Annotated in this window: 14 protein-coding genes; 11 read left to right on the top strand and 3 right to left on the bottom strand. The window is 71.2% G+C overall.

Annotation, left to right across the window (positions count from 1 at the left end):
• The first annotated feature begins 25 nt into the window (after positions 1-25).
• Positions 26-1,363, top strand: a complete 1,338-nt coding sequence (locus D7D94_RS05635; protein ID WP_156241694.1) for a class II 3-deoxy-7-phosphoheptulonate synthase — start codon at positions 26-28, stop codon at positions 1,361-1,363.
• Positions 1,364-1,404: 41 nt separating this feature from the next.
• On the opposite strand, the gene pknB is transcribed toward D7D94_RS05635, so the two are convergent.
• Both pknB and D7D94_RS05625 read right to left on the bottom strand, forming a co-directional pair.
• Positions 1,405-3,372 carry a Stk1 family PASTA domain-containing Ser/Thr kinase gene (pknB, locus tag D7D94_RS05630; protein ID WP_425486983.1) on the bottom strand — a complete coding sequence of 656 codons (1,968 nt, stop codon included), beginning with the start codon at positions 3,370-3,372 and terminating at the stop codon, positions 1,405-1,407.
• 88 nt (positions 3,373-3,460) lie between these two features.
• Positions 3,461-4,759: a LysM peptidoglycan-binding domain-containing protein gene (locus D7D94_RS05625; protein WP_156241692.1), complete on the bottom strand. Its 1,299-nt coding sequence runs from the start codon at positions 4,757-4,759 to the stop codon at positions 3,461-3,463.
• A 218-nt stretch (positions 4,760-4,977) separates the two neighbouring features.
• On the opposite strand from D7D94_RS05625, the gene D7D94_RS05620 reads away from it, so the two are divergent.
• Positions 4,978-5,328: an Rv2175c family DNA-binding protein gene (locus tag D7D94_RS05620; protein ID WP_156241691.1), complete on the top strand. Its 351-nt coding sequence runs from the start codon at positions 4,978-4,980 to the stop codon at positions 5,326-5,328.
• A gap of 11 nt (positions 5,329-5,339) precedes the next feature.
• On the opposite strand, the gene D7D94_RS05615 is transcribed toward D7D94_RS05620, so the two are convergent.
• A complete protein-coding gene (locus D7D94_RS05615) occupies positions 5,340-6,422 on the bottom strand; it encodes a polyprenyl synthetase family protein (protein ID WP_246171884.1) in 1,083 nt (360 codons plus the stop codon).
• A 65-nt stretch (positions 6,423-6,487) separates the two neighbouring features.
• Between D7D94_RS05615 and D7D94_RS05610 the strand changes: the two genes are divergently transcribed.
• The 9 genes from D7D94_RS05610 (at position 6,488) to ftsW (ending at position 16,328) form a co-directional block, all read left to right on the top strand.
• Complete coding sequence (locus tag D7D94_RS05610) at positions 6,488-6,874, top strand: DUF3040 domain-containing protein (protein WP_156241690.1); 387 nt, start codon at positions 6,488-6,490, stop codon at positions 6,872-6,874.
• Positions 6,875-7,111: 237 nt separating this feature from the next.
• Positions 7,112-7,543 (top strand): division/cell wall cluster transcriptional repressor MraZ, encoded by a 432-nt coding sequence (gene mraZ, locus D7D94_RS05605; protein WP_156241689.1) that lies wholly within the window; start codon positions 7,112-7,114, stop codon positions 7,541-7,543.
• A gap of 97 nt (positions 7,544-7,640) precedes the next feature.
• Entirely contained in the window at positions 7,641-8,594 is a 954-nt protein-coding gene (gene rsmH, locus D7D94_RS05600; protein ID WP_156241688.1) for a 16S rRNA (cytosine(1402)-N(4))-methyltransferase RsmH, read from the top strand.
• On the top strand, positions 8,591-9,202 hold the full coding sequence (gene ftsL / locus D7D94_RS05595) for a cell division protein FtsL (RefSeq protein WP_156241687.1): 612 nt from the start codon (positions 8,591-8,593) through the stop codon (positions 9,200-9,202). Before rsmH ends, ftsL begins: the two co-directional genes overlap by 4 nt.
• A gap of 34 nt (positions 9,203-9,236) precedes the next feature.
• Positions 9,237-11,027 (top strand): peptidoglycan D,D-transpeptidase FtsI family protein, encoded by a 1,791-nt coding sequence (locus D7D94_RS05590; protein WP_156241686.1) that lies wholly within the window; start codon positions 9,237-9,239, stop codon positions 11,025-11,027.
• 28 nt (positions 11,028-11,055) lie between these two features.
• Positions 11,056-12,468 carry a UDP-N-acetylmuramoyl-tripeptide--D-alanyl-D-alanine ligase gene (locus D7D94_RS05585; protein WP_156241685.1) on the top strand — a complete coding sequence of 471 codons (1,413 nt, stop codon included), beginning with the start codon at positions 11,056-11,058 and terminating at the stop codon, positions 12,466-12,468.
• On the top strand, positions 12,465-13,577 hold the full coding sequence (gene mraY / locus D7D94_RS05580) for a phospho-N-acetylmuramoyl-pentapeptide-transferase (RefSeq protein ID WP_156241684.1): 1,113 nt from the start codon (positions 12,465-12,467) through the stop codon (positions 13,575-13,577). The genes D7D94_RS05585 and mraY overlap by 4 nt, the downstream gene beginning before the upstream one ends.
• On the top strand, positions 13,559-15,124 hold the full coding sequence (murD, locus tag D7D94_RS05575; protein WP_156241683.1) for a UDP-N-acetylmuramoyl-L-alanine--D-glutamate ligase: 1,566 nt from the start codon (positions 13,559-13,561) through the stop codon (positions 15,122-15,124). Before mraY ends, murD begins: the two co-directional genes overlap by 19 nt.
• The gene (gene ftsW / locus D7D94_RS05570) at positions 15,093-16,328 is read left to right on the top strand and encodes a putative lipid II flippase FtsW (protein WP_156241682.1); all 1,236 of its coding nucleotides are present in this window, start codon (positions 15,093-15,095) and stop codon (positions 16,326-16,328) included. Before murD ends, ftsW begins: the two co-directional genes overlap by 32 nt.
• Positions 16,329-16,346: the final 18 nt, after the last annotated feature.

Raw genomic sequence — 16,346 nt, 5'->3', positions numbered from 1 at the left:
CCCGCCCGCGCGATAGCATCAGACAATGCCTCGAACGCTGGATGCTCTCGACTCCTGGAAGACCCTGCCGATCAAGCAGCAGCCGGAGTATCACGACGCGGCCGCGGTCGCCGAGGTCGCCGCCGAGCTCGGCGCGCTGCCGCCGCTCGTCTTCGCGGGCGAGGTCGACACCCTCAAGTCGCGGCTGGCCGACGCGGCCACCGGTCGGGCGTTCCTGCTGCAGGGCGGCGACTGCGCGGAGACCTTCGCCGGCGCCACCGCGGACAAGATCCGCAACCGCGTGAAGACCGTGCTGCAGATGGCCGTCGTGCTCACCTACGGCGCGGCCATGCCGGTCGTGAAGATGGGGCGGATGGCGGGGCAGTTCGCCAAGCCCCGCTCGAGCGACGTGGAGACCCGCGGCGACGTGACGCTCCCCGCCTTCCGCGGCGAGATCGTGAACGGCTACGACTTCACGGCCGCCTCGCGGCAGGCCGACCCCCAGCGGCTGCTGCAGGCGTACCACACGTCGGCATCGACCCTGAATCTCATCCGCGCCTTCACGCAGGGCGGCTTCGCGGACCTCCGCGAGGTGCACTCGTGGAACAAGGGCTTCGCGGAGAACCCCGCCAACAAGCGCTACGAGCGACTCGCTGCGGAGATCGACCGCGCCATCCGCTTCATGGACGCGTGCGGTGCGGACTTCGACGAGCTGCGTCGCGTGGAGTTCTACACGGGCCACGAGGGCCTGCTCATGGACTACGAGCGTCCGCTCACGCGCATCGACTCGCGCACCAGCGAGATCTACAACACCTCGGGCCACTTCCTCTGGATCGGGGAGCGCACGCGCGAGCTCGACGGCGCGCACGTCGAGTACTTCTCGCACATCCGCAACCCCATCGGCGTGAAGCTCGGCCCGTCGACGTCTCCCGAGACGGCGCTGGCGCTCATCGACAAGCTCGACCCCGAGCGCGAGCCCGGGCGGCTGACCTTCATCACGCGCATGGGCGCGGGGAAGATCCGCGACGCCCTGCCCCCGCTCCTCGAGGCGGTCAAGAACTCCGGCGCGCAGCCGCTGTGGGTGACCGACCCGATGCACGGCAACGGCATCACGACGCCCACCGGCTACAAGACGCGGCGCTTCGACGACGTCGTCGACGAGGTCCGCGGCTTCTTCGAGGCGCACCGCGCGGTGGGCACCTTCCCGGGCGGCATCCACGTCGAGCTGACGGGCGACGACGTCACGGAGTGCCTGGGCGGGTCCGAGCACATCGACGAGGCGACGCTCGCGACGCGCTACGAGTCGCTGTGCGACCCGCGCCTCAACCACATGCAGTCGCTCGAGCTCGCCTTCCTCGTCGCCGAGGAGCTCGAGAAGCGCTGACGCGTCGGTCGGGCCGCCTTCGGGCGGCCCGACCGAAGGCGTCAGAACGAGCCGGTGATGGTCAGCGTGATGGTGGTGCCGGCAGGCTGCGACGAGCCGCCCTCGGGGCTCATGCCCTCGACCTCGGTGAACGTGTCCACGACCGCGTTCCACAGGCCGTTGTAGGTCACGCCGAAGCCCGCGCCCTCGAGGGCCGCCTTCGCCTCGTCGCGCGTCATGCCGATCACGTCGGGCACCTCGAACAGCTGCGGACCGAGCGACGTCACCACGCGCACCGTGTCGCCCGGGCGCCAGCTGCCGGGCTCCGCACGCTCGAGCGTGTAGATCACGTGCCCCTCCGGCACGCTGTCGCTGTACTCCTGCGAGGCGACCTCGGTGGCGACGCCGACCTCGTCGAGGGTCGCCTGCGCCTCCTCGGCGCTCATGCCCGTGACGTCGGGGAGGGGCCCGATCGACACGGTCAGCTGGGCGGTGTCGCCCTGGTGCACGGAGCATCCCTCGGTGCAGTCGACGGCGTCCCCGCCGGCGGCCGGCGTCACCGACACCGCCAGCACCGTGCCCTCGGCGTCGTCGGCGAAGACCGCCGCCTCGTCGTCGGCCACGGAGATCCGCTGATCGGACAGGACGCTGCGCACCTCGTCGGCCGAGCGCCCGGCGAGCCGCTCGAAGTCCGCGCCGGCGGGCCCGGCCGAGGTGACCACGGTGATCGTCGTCTCCCGGTCCACGCGCGCCCCCGCGCCGGGCTCCGTGCGGATGACCTCGCCGGTCGGCACGTCCAGCGCGTTCTCGCTCGTCTCCTCGGCGAGCAGCTCACGGCCATCCAGCGCGCTCTGCGCCTCGTCGAACGTGAGGCCCTGCAGCTGCGGCACCGCCACGAGCGATCCGGGGCCGGAGCCCCACCACCATCCGGTCACCGCGGCACCTGCCGTCGCGAGGAGCGCCACGACGATGAGCCAGGCGCCGCGGGTGCGGCGACGCTGCGCGCGCCGACGCAGCGCGGCGGCGTTGTCGGCGTCGTCGTGCGCGGTCGCGTTCGTGAGGGTGGCCGGCAGGATCGAGGTGGGCGCGTCGGGCATGACCCGCGTCTGCCCGTCGGCCGACTCCTCGTCGTCTGCGGAGTCGTCGGGGAACCGGGACGCGGCGGCCGTCCGCGTGGGGAGCGGCGAGACGCCGAGCTCCCGCTCGATCTCGCGCAGGCGGTCGAGCATCTCCTGGGCATCGGCCGGCCGTTCGTCCGGCACCTTCTCGGTCGCCCACAGCACGAGCTCGTCCAGCTGCTCCGGCACGCCGGGGTTCTTCGTGCTCGGACGCGGCACGGACTCGGTCGTGTGCTGGAAGGCGATCTGGATGGGCTGCTCGCCCTGGTACGGCTGCTCGCCCGCGAGCATCTCGTACAGCATGATTCCGAGCGCGTAGATGTCGCTGCGGCTGTCGGCGGTGCCTCGCGTGAGCAGCTCCGGCGGGATGTACGCGATGGTGCCCAGCAGCTGCTGCCCGGTCGCGGTGTTGGCCGAGCTCGCTCGGGCGAGGCCGAAGTCGCCGATCTTGATGCGGCCGTCCTCCGCGAGCAGCACGTTCTCGGGCTTCACGTCGCGGTGGATGAGCCCCGCGCGGTGCGCGGCGGAGAGGCCGGAGAGCACGGCGTCCATCACCGTGATGGTCTGCGTGACCGTCAGACGGCGCTGCTCCTTCAGGAGCTCGCGCAGCGTGATCCCGGGGAGGTACTCCATCACGAGGTACGCGAGCTCGCCATCCTGCCCCTGGTCGTAGACGTTCACGACGTGCGGGTCGGACAGGCGGGCGGCGGTGCGGGCCTCCTGGATGAAGCGGCTCTGGAAGGCGCTGTCGTCGCTCAGATGACTGTGCATCACCTTCAGGGCGACGCGGCGCTCCAGGCGCAGGTCGGTGGCGACGTAGACGGTCGCCATGCCGCCGCGGGCGATGCGCGCGCGCACTCGGTACCGTTGGTCGACAAGCCGCCCGATGAGGGGGTCGACCTGCTGACTCATGGACACAGCCTGATTCTACGAAAGCCCGGCTGAGACGACTGTGACCGGCGCGCCACCGCGCCGGTCACCGTCGTGCCCCGAGGGGAGCTCAGCCGAGCTGTGCGAGCCAGGAGTAGGCCTGCTTCTCCCAGCGGCCGTACCGGTCGGGGAACGCGGAGATCTGCACGGTCTGCGCGGCCTGCCCGAAGTCCATGTCCTGCCAGCCGGCGATGTCGCGGAGACCGCGGGTGGTGCTGCCGTTGGGGTCGCCGGCGCCGCCGAAGAACACCCGGATGGAGTAGTCGCGGTCGAGGATCTGGTCCTCGGAGCCCCAGCCCGTGCTCGGGCGCTGCTGGAACAGTCCCAGCGAGTCGCGGTCGCCCCAGTCGAGGTTGCGCAGGCCCGACTCCACCATCGCGGTCGCGAGGGCGATCGCGATGCCCTTGTCGGAGATGCCCAGCTCGCGGCCGACGCGGATGATCATCTGGGCGTTCTCGGACTGCGGTGCGTTGAGCGACGCCGCCAGCTGGTCCTTCGGGATGTCGTAGATCGACTGAGGCGTGCTGCTCTGCTGCTGCACCTGCGGGGTGCTCTGCGGAGCAGGAGCGCCGCCCGCCCGGGGGAGGGCGATCTTCTGACCGGGGTAGATGATGCTCGACCCGTTCAGCCCGTTCGCCGCGAGCAGCTCGCTGACGCTCACGCCGTGCTTCTGCGCGATCGCCCAGAGCGTGTCGCCGGCCTGGACGATGTAGCTCTCGGTCTTCGGTGCGGCGGGCGCCTGCGGCGCTGCGGGCGCCTGCGGTGCCGCATCGTGGTGCTGCGCGGGGACCGCGACCGCGTTGTCGGCGACGGCGAGCTTCTGGCCGACGAAGATCATCGCGTCGGAGCCGAGCTTGTTCAGCGAGATGATGCGGTCGACCGAGGAGCCGTAGCGCTGGGCGATCGACCAGACGGTGTCGCCGGACTTCACGACGTGGTGCTGGCTGCGCGCCTCGCCCTGGATGACGGCGGCGGGCTTCGGCGCGGCGGCGGCCGGGGCGTCGTGCGATGCGCCGGCGTTCGACGCGGTCAGACGGATGGACTGACCCGGGTAGATGGTGCTCGACCAGCCGAGCCCGTTCCACGTCAGTACGTCGACCGTGCGCAGACCGTGGCGGATCGCGATGCCGGTGATGGTGTCGCCGGGCTGGACGGTGTAGCTCGTGATGGCCGCGGCGGCCTGGCGCACCGTCACGCCGGCGGTCGCGGCGGGAGTGCGCGCGGCATGCGCGCTCGCGGCGACGGCGAGGCTGCCGTCGGCGTGCCCGAAGTCGGACGGCATGTGCCGCACGCCCTCGCGCGGTTTCTCCACTGCCGATGCGGCAGCAGGCGCTCCCAGCGTCACGGCGATGGCGCCGGTGACTGCCATGGGAACGGTGGTGAACAGGTCGCGCCTGCGGCGCGAAGTCGGTCGATGCACGTTGACCCCCAACGATCGGACGCGCCAACATTGTCACGGAAGTGTCACGAAGTCAAAAGAAGGTATCCCGAGTGGCGAGAGGTGCACATGGGGGAGTCGGCACTGGTGTGACGAGAGTGAAACAAGCGCGTCACCGCGGACCGGCATCGGGATGAGAAACTGAGGGAGTGACTGCGGAGACTTCCTCGACTGTTCCCACCGACTGGCTGACGATTCCCGAGCTCGTCGACATCCTCGGCGAACCGCAGGGGCGCATCCGGCGTCTCCTCGACGATCGCGTGCTCATCGCGTCGCGGCGGGAGGGTCCGCTCAAGGTTCCCGCCGTGTTCCTCGTCGACGGCCAGCCGCTCGCATCGCTGCGCGGCACCGTGACCGTGCTGGCGGACGCCGGGTTCTCCGACGACGAGGCGATCGACTGGCTGCTGAGCACAGACGACACCATCGGGGTCGCGCCGATCACCGCCCTGCTGGCGGGGCGCAAGTCGGAGGTGCGCAGGGTCGCGCAGACCCTGGCCTGAGCGGGGCCCGATCAGGCGGTGCGCCGCGTCGCTGCATCGAGGAGCCGTCCGAGCTCCTCGACAGCGCCGGCGTCGAGCGGCGCCGCCGACAGCGCGGCGGCCGCCTCTTCCCCGTAGGAGGAGATGAGCTCCTCCACCCGGTTCAGAGCGCCGCTGTCGACGATGACCCGCCGCAGCGACGTGACGTCGTCGTCGGCGAGGTCGGGATCGCCGACGAGCGCGTCGATGCGCTCGCGGACATCGGGCGCGACGCCCTCGCGCGCGTACGCGATGAGCAGGGTGCGCTTGCCCTCGCGGAGGTCGTCGCCGGCGGGCTTCCCGGTCTGCTGCTCGTCGCCGAAGACGCCGAGCACATCGTCGCGCAGCTGGAAGGCGAGTCCGAGCGGATGGCCGAAGGCCGCCAGCGCGCGGAGCTGGTCGTCATCCGCGCCGCCGAGTGCGCCGCCGATGACGAGCGGCTGCTGCACGCTGTAGCGGGCGGATTTGAGAGACGCGATGCGCAGTGCGCGGTCCGCGTGCTCGTCGTCGGGCGTGCGCGGCCAGGCCGACTCCTCGGCCACGTCGAGGAACTGTCCGATCATGACCTCGCGGCGCATGCGGGCGTATTCGCGACGGGCGGCGTCGGGCGAGGTGTCGAGGGCCGAGAGCGCGGCGTCGAAGAGGTCGGCACTCCACGCGAGGAGGAGGTCGCCGAGGAGGACCGCGCCCGACCGGCCGAAGCGCGCGGCATCGCCGACCCATGCGGCGTCGCGGTGCCACGCCTCGAGCGCGCGGTGCGCGGCGGGGCGGCCTCGCCGCGTGTCGGAGTTGTCGATGAGGTCGTCGTGCACGAGCGCGGCCGCCTGGAAGACCTCGAGCGATGCGCACGCGTCGATGACCGACGGGGGAAGCGGGGCGTCCCCGCCGCGCACCGACCGCCATCCGGTGGCGCAGAAGCGGCCGCGGAGGCGCTTGCCGCCCACGAGAGACGCGAGCGCATGGGCGACGAAGCCCTCCGCCTCGGGGCCGAGCTCCCGCACCTCGTCGCGCTGCGTGTCGGCGAAGCTATCCAGTCGCTGGGAGATGTGCTCGATGAGCGGAAGAGGAAGCGCCACGGGCCTAGCCTAGTGAGGACACGCGGCGATAGAATGAAGCACGAGTTTCACCCGAGGGGGACACCATGCCACTCTCCGAACAGGAGCAGCGCCTGCTGGATGAGATGGAACGCCATCTCATGCAGAACGACGCCGATGTCGTGAGCGCGACGGCGGGCCGAGCGCTCAGCTACCGTAATGTCGTCTACGGGGCCATCCTCGTGCTCGTCGGCCTGGCGGCCGTCGTGGCGGGGATCGCCGTCTGGACCAGCATCCTCCCCCTCGGCATAGGCCTCGGGGTGGCGGGATTCGCCGCCATGGTCGGCGGCGTCGTGCTGGCCACCACGCCCGCGAAGGGCGATGACGCGCCGGGCCAGCCGCGCACGGGCCGTGCGCCGAGCAAGCCCGCGCAGGGGGCGAGCTTCATGGATCGCATGAGCGATCGATGGGACCGCCGCCAGAACGGGGGCTGACCCCTCTCCTCCCTCACGGGAAGCGCCGACCTGCGGGTCGGCGCTTTTTTCGTGCCCGGGCGCCCTCCGCGCTCCACCGGGCCTCCCTTTTCCTCCACCGCGCCTCTCCCGCGGAAAGACGCGGATGGCCGCCGCGATCCGATCCTGTGAACGCGCGATTTCGCCTGAAAAGTGGGGGAATGTGGAGTAAAGTGGGGCAGACCTGGGCGGGCCGAGACGGAGGGGGTGAGATGGCCGATGCTGTTGGGCACGCACACCCCCAAGCTCGACGACAAAGGCCGTGTCATCCTCCCCGCCAAGTTCCGCGAGGAGCTGGCGGGCGGGATCGTCGTGACCCGCGGCCAGGAGCGCTGCCTGTACGTGTTCAGTACGGCGGAGTTCGAGCGGGTGCACGAGCGCATCCGCGAGGCGCCGCTCACCAACAAGCAGGCGCGCGACTTCATGCGCATGTTCCTCTCCGGTGCGAGTGCCGAGACCCCCGACGGCCAGAACCGCATCACCATTCCGACGCACCTGCGCAGCTACGCGGGGCTGGAGAAGGAGCTCGTCGTCACGGGTGTCGGCGCGCACGCCGAGATCTGGGACGCGGGCGCCTGGAACGCGTACCTGGAGAGCAACGAGGAGAGCTATTCCGAGCTGGAGGGGGAGGTGATCCCCGGACTGTTCTGACCCCGGTTGTGATCCCCACCCGCAGCCCTGACGCCACTTCCCCGGCGGCAGGTCGAGCGGATGGGAATCAGAGCCGGGGACGGAAGAGGGACATGACATGAGCATCCGCGACATCCACACCCCCGTGCTGCTGGACCGCTGCGTCGAGCTTCTCGGCCCGGCCCTCCAGCACGACGGCGCGGTCTACGTCGACGGGACGCTCGGCATGGGCGGCCACTCCGAGGCGTTCCTCGAGCGCTTCCCGCAGGCGCGCCTGGTGGGGCTGGACCGCGACCCCGATGCGCTCCGCATCGCGGGGGAGCGGCTCGCCCGCTTCGCGGACCGCACGACCCTCGTCCACACGGTCTACGACGGGATCCGCGAGGCGCTCGGCGAGGCCGGCGTCGGGCGGGCCGACGCGATCCTCTACGACCTCGGCGTCTCGTCGTTCCAGCTCGACGAGGCGGAGCGCGGCTTCGCGTACGCGCAGGACGCTCCGCTCGACATGCGCATGGACCCGACCGGCGGGATGACCGCCGCGGACGTCATCGCAACGTACGGCGAGGGCGACCTCCGCCGCATCTTCGAGCGCTACGGCGAGGAGAAGCTCGCCGGACGCTACGCCCGCGCGATCATCGCCGCGCGCGCCGACGCCGCCATCGAGCGCTCCGGGCGACTCGTCGACATCCTCCAGGACGCGACCCCCTCCGCCCTGAAGAACGCCGGCCATCCCGCGAAGCGCGTGTTCCAGGCGCTGCGCATCGAGGTCAACGGCGAGCTGGCCGCGCTCGAGCGCGCCATCCCCGCGGCGCTCTCGTCGCTCGCAGTCGGCGGCCGGATGGTCGTGCTCGCGTACCAGTCGCTCGAGGACCGGTTCGTCAAGCGGCTCTTCGCCGAGGCGGTCCGCTCGAAGGCACCCGCCGGCCTGCCGATGGAGATGCCCGAGCACGCTCCTGAGTTCCGGCTGCTCGTCCGCGGAGCCGAGCTCGCGAGCGAGGCCGAAGCCGAATCGAACCCCCGTGCCAAGCCGGTGCGCCTGCGCGCCATCGAACGAGTGAGGGAAGTGCAATGACCCTTGCCACGCCATCCGCCGTGCTCGCGCCGCCCGAGGCGCCCCAGCCGTCGGAGAGACGTCGCCCCGCCCTGCGTCCGCTCGACGCGCCGCTGCGTCGCACGCGTCCGCGGCTCGCCTATGCGGTCGTCGCCGTCGTGGGCGCGGTGCTCATCGCCGTGGCCCAGATGGCGCTGTCGGTGATGACCACGCAGAGCACCTTCGAGATCGCCGAGCTCGACGGGCAGCAGCACGAGCTCACCCTCGAGGCGCAGGTGCTCTACGACCAGGTCGCCGGGCTGAGCTCGCCGCAGCACCTCGCCGAGCGGGCGGGCGCGCTGGGCATGGTGATCGACGCCGCTCCCAGCTACCTGCGCCTGAGCGACGGCGCCGTCATCGGCGGCGGCGCGGCCGCGGGCGACGCGTCGACGGTCGACGCCGCCGGGCGCTCGGCGGTCGGCAACGCCTTCCTGACCGACACGCAGGCCGCCTCCGCGCAGACGGCCGAGGATGAGGCACCCTCGGGTCAGGCGGAGGAGACGCCGGCCGCGGACGCACCCGACGAGCTGCCGGCGCCGCAGCTGCCGCCGTCGGCGTCGGACGGGCTCCCCACGCCCACGACGCACTGACCGCTCACACCCGCCCTCGAGTCCAGGAGGCGCCATGCACGCCAAGGCCCGTCGCAGCGCGAGACGCCGAACCGCCATCGTCGGAGCCGCGGTCGCCGTGATCGTCGCCGGGTTCGCCGTGCGGCTCGTGGACATCCAGGTGGTGAACGCGCAGGAGCACCTCGACAACCGCGCGGCCTACAGCGGCATCGGCTTCAGCCAGGTGCTCTCCGGCACCCGCGGGTCGATCGTCGACGGCGAGGGGACCGTGCTCGCCAGCAGCACCACGCAGTACAGCGCGCAGTTCGACCCGGTGCACGTCAAGGACATCGAGCACGTCGACGAGGACGGCCGCGAGTACACCGTCACCTGGGAGGAGAGCGCCGCCGACATCGGCGAGATCGTCGGGCGCAGCGGCGACGAGGTGCAGGCGATCGTCGCCGATGCGCTGGCCGCCGACGCGGCATCCCAGTACGCGCTGCTCGCCGACGACCTCACCACGCAGCAGTACCGCGAGCTCACCGCGCTCGGTCTGCCGTACCTCTCCTTCCACCCGGTCCAGTCCCGCGCCTACCCGTACGGCGCGGTCGCCGGCAACCTCATCGGATTCGTCGGCGACGACGGCGAGCCGCTGGCCGGCTACGAGGCGGCGGAGAACACCTGCCTTCAGGCCACCGACGGCTCCCTCACCTACCAGCAGGGGTCCGACGGCCTCATCATCCCCGGCACCGAGGTCACCGAGGCGCCCGTGGACGGCGGCACCCTGCAGCTGACGCTCGACGCCGATCTGCAGTGGTACATGCAGCAGATGATCGCCGAGGAGACGCAGAACCAGCAGGCGCAGGCGGGCGCCGTCATGGTCGTGGAGGTGGCCACCGGCGCGGTGCGCGCGGCGGCGGAGTACCCGACGGTCGACCCCAACGACCCCACGGCGGTGGACGCGGACGACCGGGGCTCGCGCATCTTCTCCCGCACCTTCGAGCCCGGATCGACCTTCAAGGCCGTCACCGCCGCGACGCTGCTCGACCAGGGCGCGGCGACGCCGTACACCTCGGTGACCGCCTCCGGGCACGAGGCGTTCCCCAACGGCGCGGTCGTCGGCGACTCGTTCCAGCACGCGGCGTTCAACTACACGCTCACCGGCGCCCTCATCGACTCGTCCAACGTCGCCCTGTCGAAGTTCGGCGAGCTCGTGCCCGACGAGACCCGCTACGAGTACCTGCAGAAGTTCGGCGTCGGCACCAAGACCGACATCGGCTTCCCCGGCGAGGAGCCCGGCCTCATCTACCCGCCCGACCAGTGGGGCGCCCAGGGCCACTACGCCACGACGTTCGGGCAGGCGTTCACGACGACCATGCCGCAGGTCGTCAACGCCTACCAGACGCTCGCCAACGACGGCGTGCGCGAGCCGCTGCACATCGTGGAGTCGTGCACGAAGCCGGACGGCACCGTCACGAAGCCCGAGCTCAGCGAGCCGCGCCGCGTGGTGAGCGAGGAGGCGGCCGACACCACCATCCGGCTGCTCGAGAACGTCGCCACGCAGGGGAGCCTCGCGCCCGCGGTGGCCGTCGACGGCTACCGCATTGGCACGAAGACGGGCACCGCGCAGAAGAGCGACGGACACGGCGGATACAAGGCCGGTCTCTACTTCACGAGCATCATCGGCGTGGTCCCCGCGGACGACCCGCAGTACATCGTCATGGTCACCCTCGACGAACCCACGCGGGTAACATCGTCTGCGGCCACGGCTCCCGCCCTCCAGAAGGCGGTGACGCAGGTCGTGAAGAACTACCGGGTGATGCCGTCCGAGAAGACCGAAGAGCCGCTTCCCAAGTTCGCCGAATGACGCGCCCCGCGCGGAGAGCCTCCCTCACATGATCGCTTTGTCCCTGGCCGAGATCTCGGCCGCCATCGGCGGAGAGCTGCACCTGCACGGTGCGCACACCGCCGACACCCTCGTCGACGGGACCGTCGACACCGACTCCCGCAACATCGGGCCCGGCGACGTCTTCGTCGCCAAGCCCGGGGAGGCGACGGACGGGCACCTGTTCGTCGGAACCGCCGTGGCGCAGGGCGCCGCGCTCGCGCTCGTCGAGCACGTCGTCGACGAGCCCGTCACCCAGATCGTCGTGCCCGACGTCGTCACCGCCATCGCCGACCTCGCGCGGGAGGTCGTCGCACGCGTGCGCGCGGGCGGACAGCTGCAGATCGTCGGCATCACGGGGTCGAACGGCAAGACGACCACGAAGAACATGCTGGCCACGATCCTGCGCGCGGAGGGCGAGACCGTCGCGCCCGTGGGCTCGTACAACAACGCCGTCGGCGCCCCCCTCACGATGCTGCGGGTCACCCGCGACACGCGCTACCTCGTGTGCGAGTTCGGCGCCGACGCCCACGGGCAGATCGCGCGGCTCGCCGGGCTCGTGACACCCGACGTCGGCGTCGTGCTGATGGTGGGGATGGCGCACGCGGGCGGCTTCGGCGGCATCGAGGCGACCGTCCGGGCGAAGTCCGAGCTCGTCTCGGCGATCCGCGACGGCGGCACCGCCGTGCTCAACGCGGACGACGCCCGCGTGGCGGGCATGGCGACCATCGCCGAGGAGCGGGGCCTGGCCATCCGCTGGTTCGGCGAGGGCGAGATCGCCGACGTCCGCGCGTCGGGCCTGGAGGTCACCGCCTCCGGCACGCACGCGACGGTCACGGCAGGGGAGACCTCGCTGCCCCTCCACCTCAAGGTGCTCGGCAGCCACCACATCAAGAACGCCCTCGCGGCGACCACGGCGGCCCTCGCTCTCGGCGTCTCGCTCGAGGACGCCGTCGCACGCCTCGAGACCGTCGAGCTCGCCGAGCGCTGGCGCATGCAGGTCATGGGCTCCGACCGCGTGCGCATCATCAACGACGCCTACAACGCGAGCCCCGACTCCGTGCACGCGGCGCTCCGCACGCTCGCGCAGATCACCGGGCCCGACGAGCGCATGGTCGCCGTCCTCGGCGCCATGAGCGAGCTGGGGGAGTACGCCGTCGACGAGCACGCCAAGATCGGCCTCCTCGCCGTGCGCCTGCGCATCCCGCGCATCGTGGTCGTCGGGCAGGAGGCGCGACCGCTCTACCTCGCCGCGGTCGCCGAGGGTTCCTGGAGCGATGAGGCGGTCTTCTTCGCCGACGCGGACGAGGCCTTCGCGTACCTGCAGGGCGAGCTGCGCGACGGCGACCGCGTGCTGGTGAAGTCGTCCAACTCGGCCGGACTCAGGTTCCTCGGGGATCGTCTGGGAGAATCGTTCTCGTGAGATCACTCCTGACGGCCGCGGCGATCTCACTGGCGTTCACCCTCTTCCTCACTCCGCTCTTCCTCCGGCTGTTCCGCCGCTGGGGCTGGGGTCAGGTCATCCGCACGGACGGCGAGAACTTCAACGCGCCCAAGCACGAGCTCAAGCGCGGCACCCCCACCATGGGCGGCGTGGTGTTCATCGCCGGCACCATCGTCGGCTATCTCATCGGCGCGTACACGGGCTACAACCCGCCGACCGCGTCCGGATGGCTCGTGCTGTGGATGATGGTGGGCTTCGGCGCGGTCGGCTTCATCGACGACTTCCTCAAGGTGCGCATGCAGCACTACGCGGGACTGTCGGGGTGGAAGAAGATCGCCGGGCAGATCATCGTCGTCATCCCGTTCGGCATCGTGGCGCTGAACTTCGGCGACACCTACGCGCTGACGCCCGGAAGCGCGTACATCTCGTTCTTCCGCGACATCCCGCTGCTGTCGTTCATGGCGCTCGGCCCGATCCTCGGCTGGTTCCTCTACCTCGCGTGGCTCGCCCTGCTGGGCGTCGGGTTCTCGAACAGCGTGAACCTGACCGACGGGCTCGACGGCCTCGCCGCGGGCGCCGGCATCTTCGTCGTGGGCGCATACAGCCTCATCGCGTTCTGGCAGTTCAACCAGGCCTGCTCGACCGCGCAGCTCGCCGACGACTACCTGCAGGCCTGCTACCAGGCGAGAGATCCCCTCGACCTCGCCATCGTCGGCGCGGCGGTCGTCGGATCGCTCGTCGGCTTCCTCTGGTGGAACGCGCCGAAGGCCAAGGTGTTCATGGGCGACGTGGGCTCGATGGCGATCGGCGGCGTCGTCGCCGCCATGGCCATCCTCACCCGCACCGAGATGCTGGGCGTGCTCATCGCCGGCCTCTTCGTGCTGTCGTCGGGATCCGTGGTCCTGCAGCGCCTCTACTTCAAGGCGACCAAGGGCAAGCGCCTCTTCCTCATGAGCCCGCTGCACCATCACTTCGAGCTGCGCGGATGGCCCGAGGTCACCATCGTGGTGCGGTTCTGGATCATCGCCGGCATGCTCGCCGTGAGCGGCGTCGGCCTCTTCTACGTGGAATGGCTGTCGAAGGTATGACGCACGAGCAGGACGCCGCGCACGCGCGGCTCGACACGCTGACGAGCTGGCACGCGGACTGGAAGGGCCTGCGCGTGGCGGTGCTCGGTCTGTCGATGACCGGCTTCTCCGTCGCCGACACGCTCGCCGAGCTCGGCGCCGACGTGCTCGTCGTCACCGAGTCGGCCGCCGAGGAGTACGCGCAGCTGCTGCCGGTCATCGGCGTGCGGATGTGGGAGGGGTCGCTCTCCGCGGTGCCCGAGGAGCTCGTCGCGTTCGCGCCCGACGTCGTCGTCGCCTCGCCCGGATTCCCGCCCTCGCACCCGGTCGTGCGGTGGGCGCAGGAGAGCGGCATCGCGCTGTGGGGAGACATCGAGCTCGCCTGGCGCGTGCGCGACAAGGTCGTGCGCCCCGATGGCACACCCGCCGCGTGGGTGCTCGTCACCGGGACCAACGGCAAGACCACGACCACGCGCCTGACCGCGACGATGCTCGTGGCGGGCGGCCTGCGCGCGGCCCCGTGCGGCAACATCGGCGTGCCGGTGCTCGACGCCGTGCGCGACCCGGCCGGATTCGATGCGCTCGTCGTGGAGCTCTCCAGTCATCAGCTCTGGTACCTCGGGCTGAACGACGGCGTCGGCGCGCCCGTGCCGCACGCGTCGACCTGCCTGAACCTCGCCGACGACCACCTCGAGTGGCACGGCTCGTTCGAGGCCTACCGCGACGCGAAGGCCGTCGTGTACCGCAACACCCGCGTGGCGTGCGTGTACAACAAGTCCGACGAGGCGACCCGGCTGATGGTCGAGGACGCCGACGTGGTGGAGGGCGCACGCGCCATCGGCTTCGACCTCGGCGTGCCGGGGCCCAGCGACTTCGGCGTCGTGGACGGCATCCTCGTCGACCGGGCCTTCCTCGACGACCGCCGCACCTCCGCGCTCGAGCTGACGACCGTCGCCGACCTGGCCGAGGCCGGGCTGGCTGCGCCCCACATGGTGGCGAACATCCTCGCCGCCTCGGCGCTCGCGCGCTCCCTCGGGGTCGCGCCCGCGGCCATCCGCTCGTCTCTTGTGGACTTCCGGCTCGACCCGCACCGCATCGAGGTCGTGGCCGCCGCCGGCGTAGTCTGGGTCGACGACTCGAAGGCGACCAACCCCCACGCGGCGGCATCGTCGCTCGCGGCGTATCCGGGCGCGGTGTGGGTGGTCGGCGGGCTGCTGAAGGGCGTCGACATCTCGGATCTCGTCGCGCAGCAGGGCCCCGGCGTGCGCGCGGCGATCGTGATCGGCGTCGACCGGGCGCCCGTGCTCGACGCGTTCGCGCGACACGCGCCGGCGGTGCCCGTCTTCGAGGTCGACCACACCGACACTGAAGACGTCATGGCCCGGGTCGTCGAGCTCGCCGCGGAGGCGGCGGGAGCGAGCGGAACGGTGCTGCTGGCGCCGGCTGCGGCCTCGTTCGATCAGTTCCGCAGCTACGACGATCGCGGCGAGCGCTTCGCCGCCGCGGTCAGGGAGCGTCTGGGGAAGGGGACCGAGGATGGCGCGCACGACGGTCCCGACAGAGGCTGAGCGCGGGCGCGGCCCCGTCACGGCGCGGGTGTCGCTGGGGCGGTCATTCACGCCCCTTCCGCTGGAGTTCCTCCTCATCGCCTCGGCGGCGCTGCTGCTGACCCTGTTCGGCATCCTCATGGTGATCTCGGCGACGACGGTCACCTCGATGCAGACCGCGAACAACCCGTACAACGACGGCGGCAAGCACGCGATCTTCGCGGCGGTCGGCATCCCGCTCATGCTCGTGGTGAGCCGCTTCCCGATGAGGTGGCTGAAGCGGATGGCGGGCGTCGCGCTCATCGGGGCGGTCCTGCTGCAGCTGCTCGTCTTCACGCCGCTCGGCATGGAGGTCGGCGGCAACCGGAACTGGCTGAACTTCGGGGTCCTCTCCGTGCAGCCGTCGGAGTTCATCAAGCTCACGCTCGCGATCTGGTGCGCGTTCATCCTCGATCGCAAGAAGGCGCTGCTCGGCCGGTGGAAGCACGTGCTCGTGCCGCTCGGCCCTGTGGCGGTCGTCGCGATGGGCACCGTCATGGCGGGCAAGGACCTCGGCACCGTCATGGTCATCGCGCTGGTGGTGCTGGGTGCGCTGTTCTTCTCCGGTGTGAAGCTCCGCTACTTCGTGCCGCCCGTGCTCGCGGCCGTCCTCGCGATCGCGGCGTTCGCCATCCTCAGCCCCAACCGCATGACGCGCATCCTCAGCGTCTTCGACACCAGCTGCCTCGACCGCTACCTCAACGAGTGCTACCAGCCCCTGCACGGCATCTGGGGCCTCGCCAGCGGCGGCCTCCTCGGACTCGGCCTCGGCAACTCGAAGGAGAAGTACGACTGGCTGCCCGCTGCGGCCGACGACTACATCTTCGCGATCGTCGGCGAGGAGCTGGGCCTCATCGGCTGCCTCGCCGTGCTCGCGCTGTTCCTCGTGCTGGCGTTCGGGGCGTTCCGCGTCGTGGCACGCGCGGAGGACCTCTTCGTGCGCGTCGTCGCCGGCGCCCTCGGCGTGTGGATCGTCGGACAGGCGCTCATCAACGTCGGCGTCGTGCTGCGGGTGTTCCCCGCGCTCGGCGTGCCGCTGCCGTTCCTGTCGTCGGGAGGCTCGTCGCTCATCGCGGTGCTGCTGGCGTGCGGCGTGCTCCTCGCGTGCGCGCGCACCCTTCCCGCGCCCGCCGACCCGCGGCATGTCCCGAAGACGCAGGCCAAGGGGCGCCGCACGCCTGCATGAGTGGGACATGCCGCCATG

The organism is Microbacterium oryzae (assembly GCF_009735645.1).
Taxonomy (GTDB): Bacteria; Actinomycetota; Actinomycetes; order Actinomycetales; family Microbacteriaceae; genus Microbacterium; species Microbacterium oryzae.
Note: the sequence above shows the minus strand (reverse complement) of the source record. Positions and strands in the feature narration are given on the sequence as shown.

Coding starts and splice junctions, on each gene's coding strand:
- D7D94_RS05625 (WP_156241692.1), bottom strand. CDS start 4,759: ATGGCAGTCACCGGCGCCATCGCCGTGACGCTGGGAGCGCCTGCTGCC.
- mraZ (WP_156241689.1), top strand. CDS start 7,112: ATGCTGTTGGGCACGCACACCCCCAAGCTCGACGACAAAGGCCGTGTC.
- ftsL (WP_156241687.1), top strand. CDS start 8,591: ATGACCCTTGCCACGCCATCCGCCGTGCTCGCGCCGCCCGAGGCGCCC.
- D7D94_RS05635 (WP_156241694.1), top strand. CDS start 26: ATGCCTCGAACGCTGGATGCTCTCGACTCCTGGAAGACCCTGCCGATC.
- ftsW (WP_156241682.1), top strand. CDS start 15,093: ATGGCGCGCACGACGGTCCCGACAGAGGCTGAGCGCGGGCGCGGCCCC.
- D7D94_RS05585 (WP_156241685.1), top strand. CDS start 11,056: ATGATCGCTTTGTCCCTGGCCGAGATCTCGGCCGCCATCGGCGGAGAG.
- pknB (WP_425486983.1), bottom strand. CDS start 3,372: ATGAGTCAGCAGGTCGACCCCCTCATCGGGCGGCTTGTCGACCAACGG.
- D7D94_RS05590 (WP_156241686.1), top strand. CDS start 9,237: ATGCACGCCAAGGCCCGTCGCAGCGCGAGACGCCGAACCGCCATCGTC.
- D7D94_RS05610 (WP_156241690.1), top strand. CDS start 6,488: ATGCCACTCTCCGAACAGGAGCAGCGCCTGCTGGATGAGATGGAACGC.
- rsmH (WP_156241688.1), top strand. CDS start 7,641: ATGAGCATCCGCGACATCCACACCCCCGTGCTGCTGGACCGCTGCGTC.
- murD (WP_156241683.1), top strand. CDS start 13,559: ATGGCTGTCGAAGGTATGACGCACGAGCAGGACGCCGCGCACGCGCGG.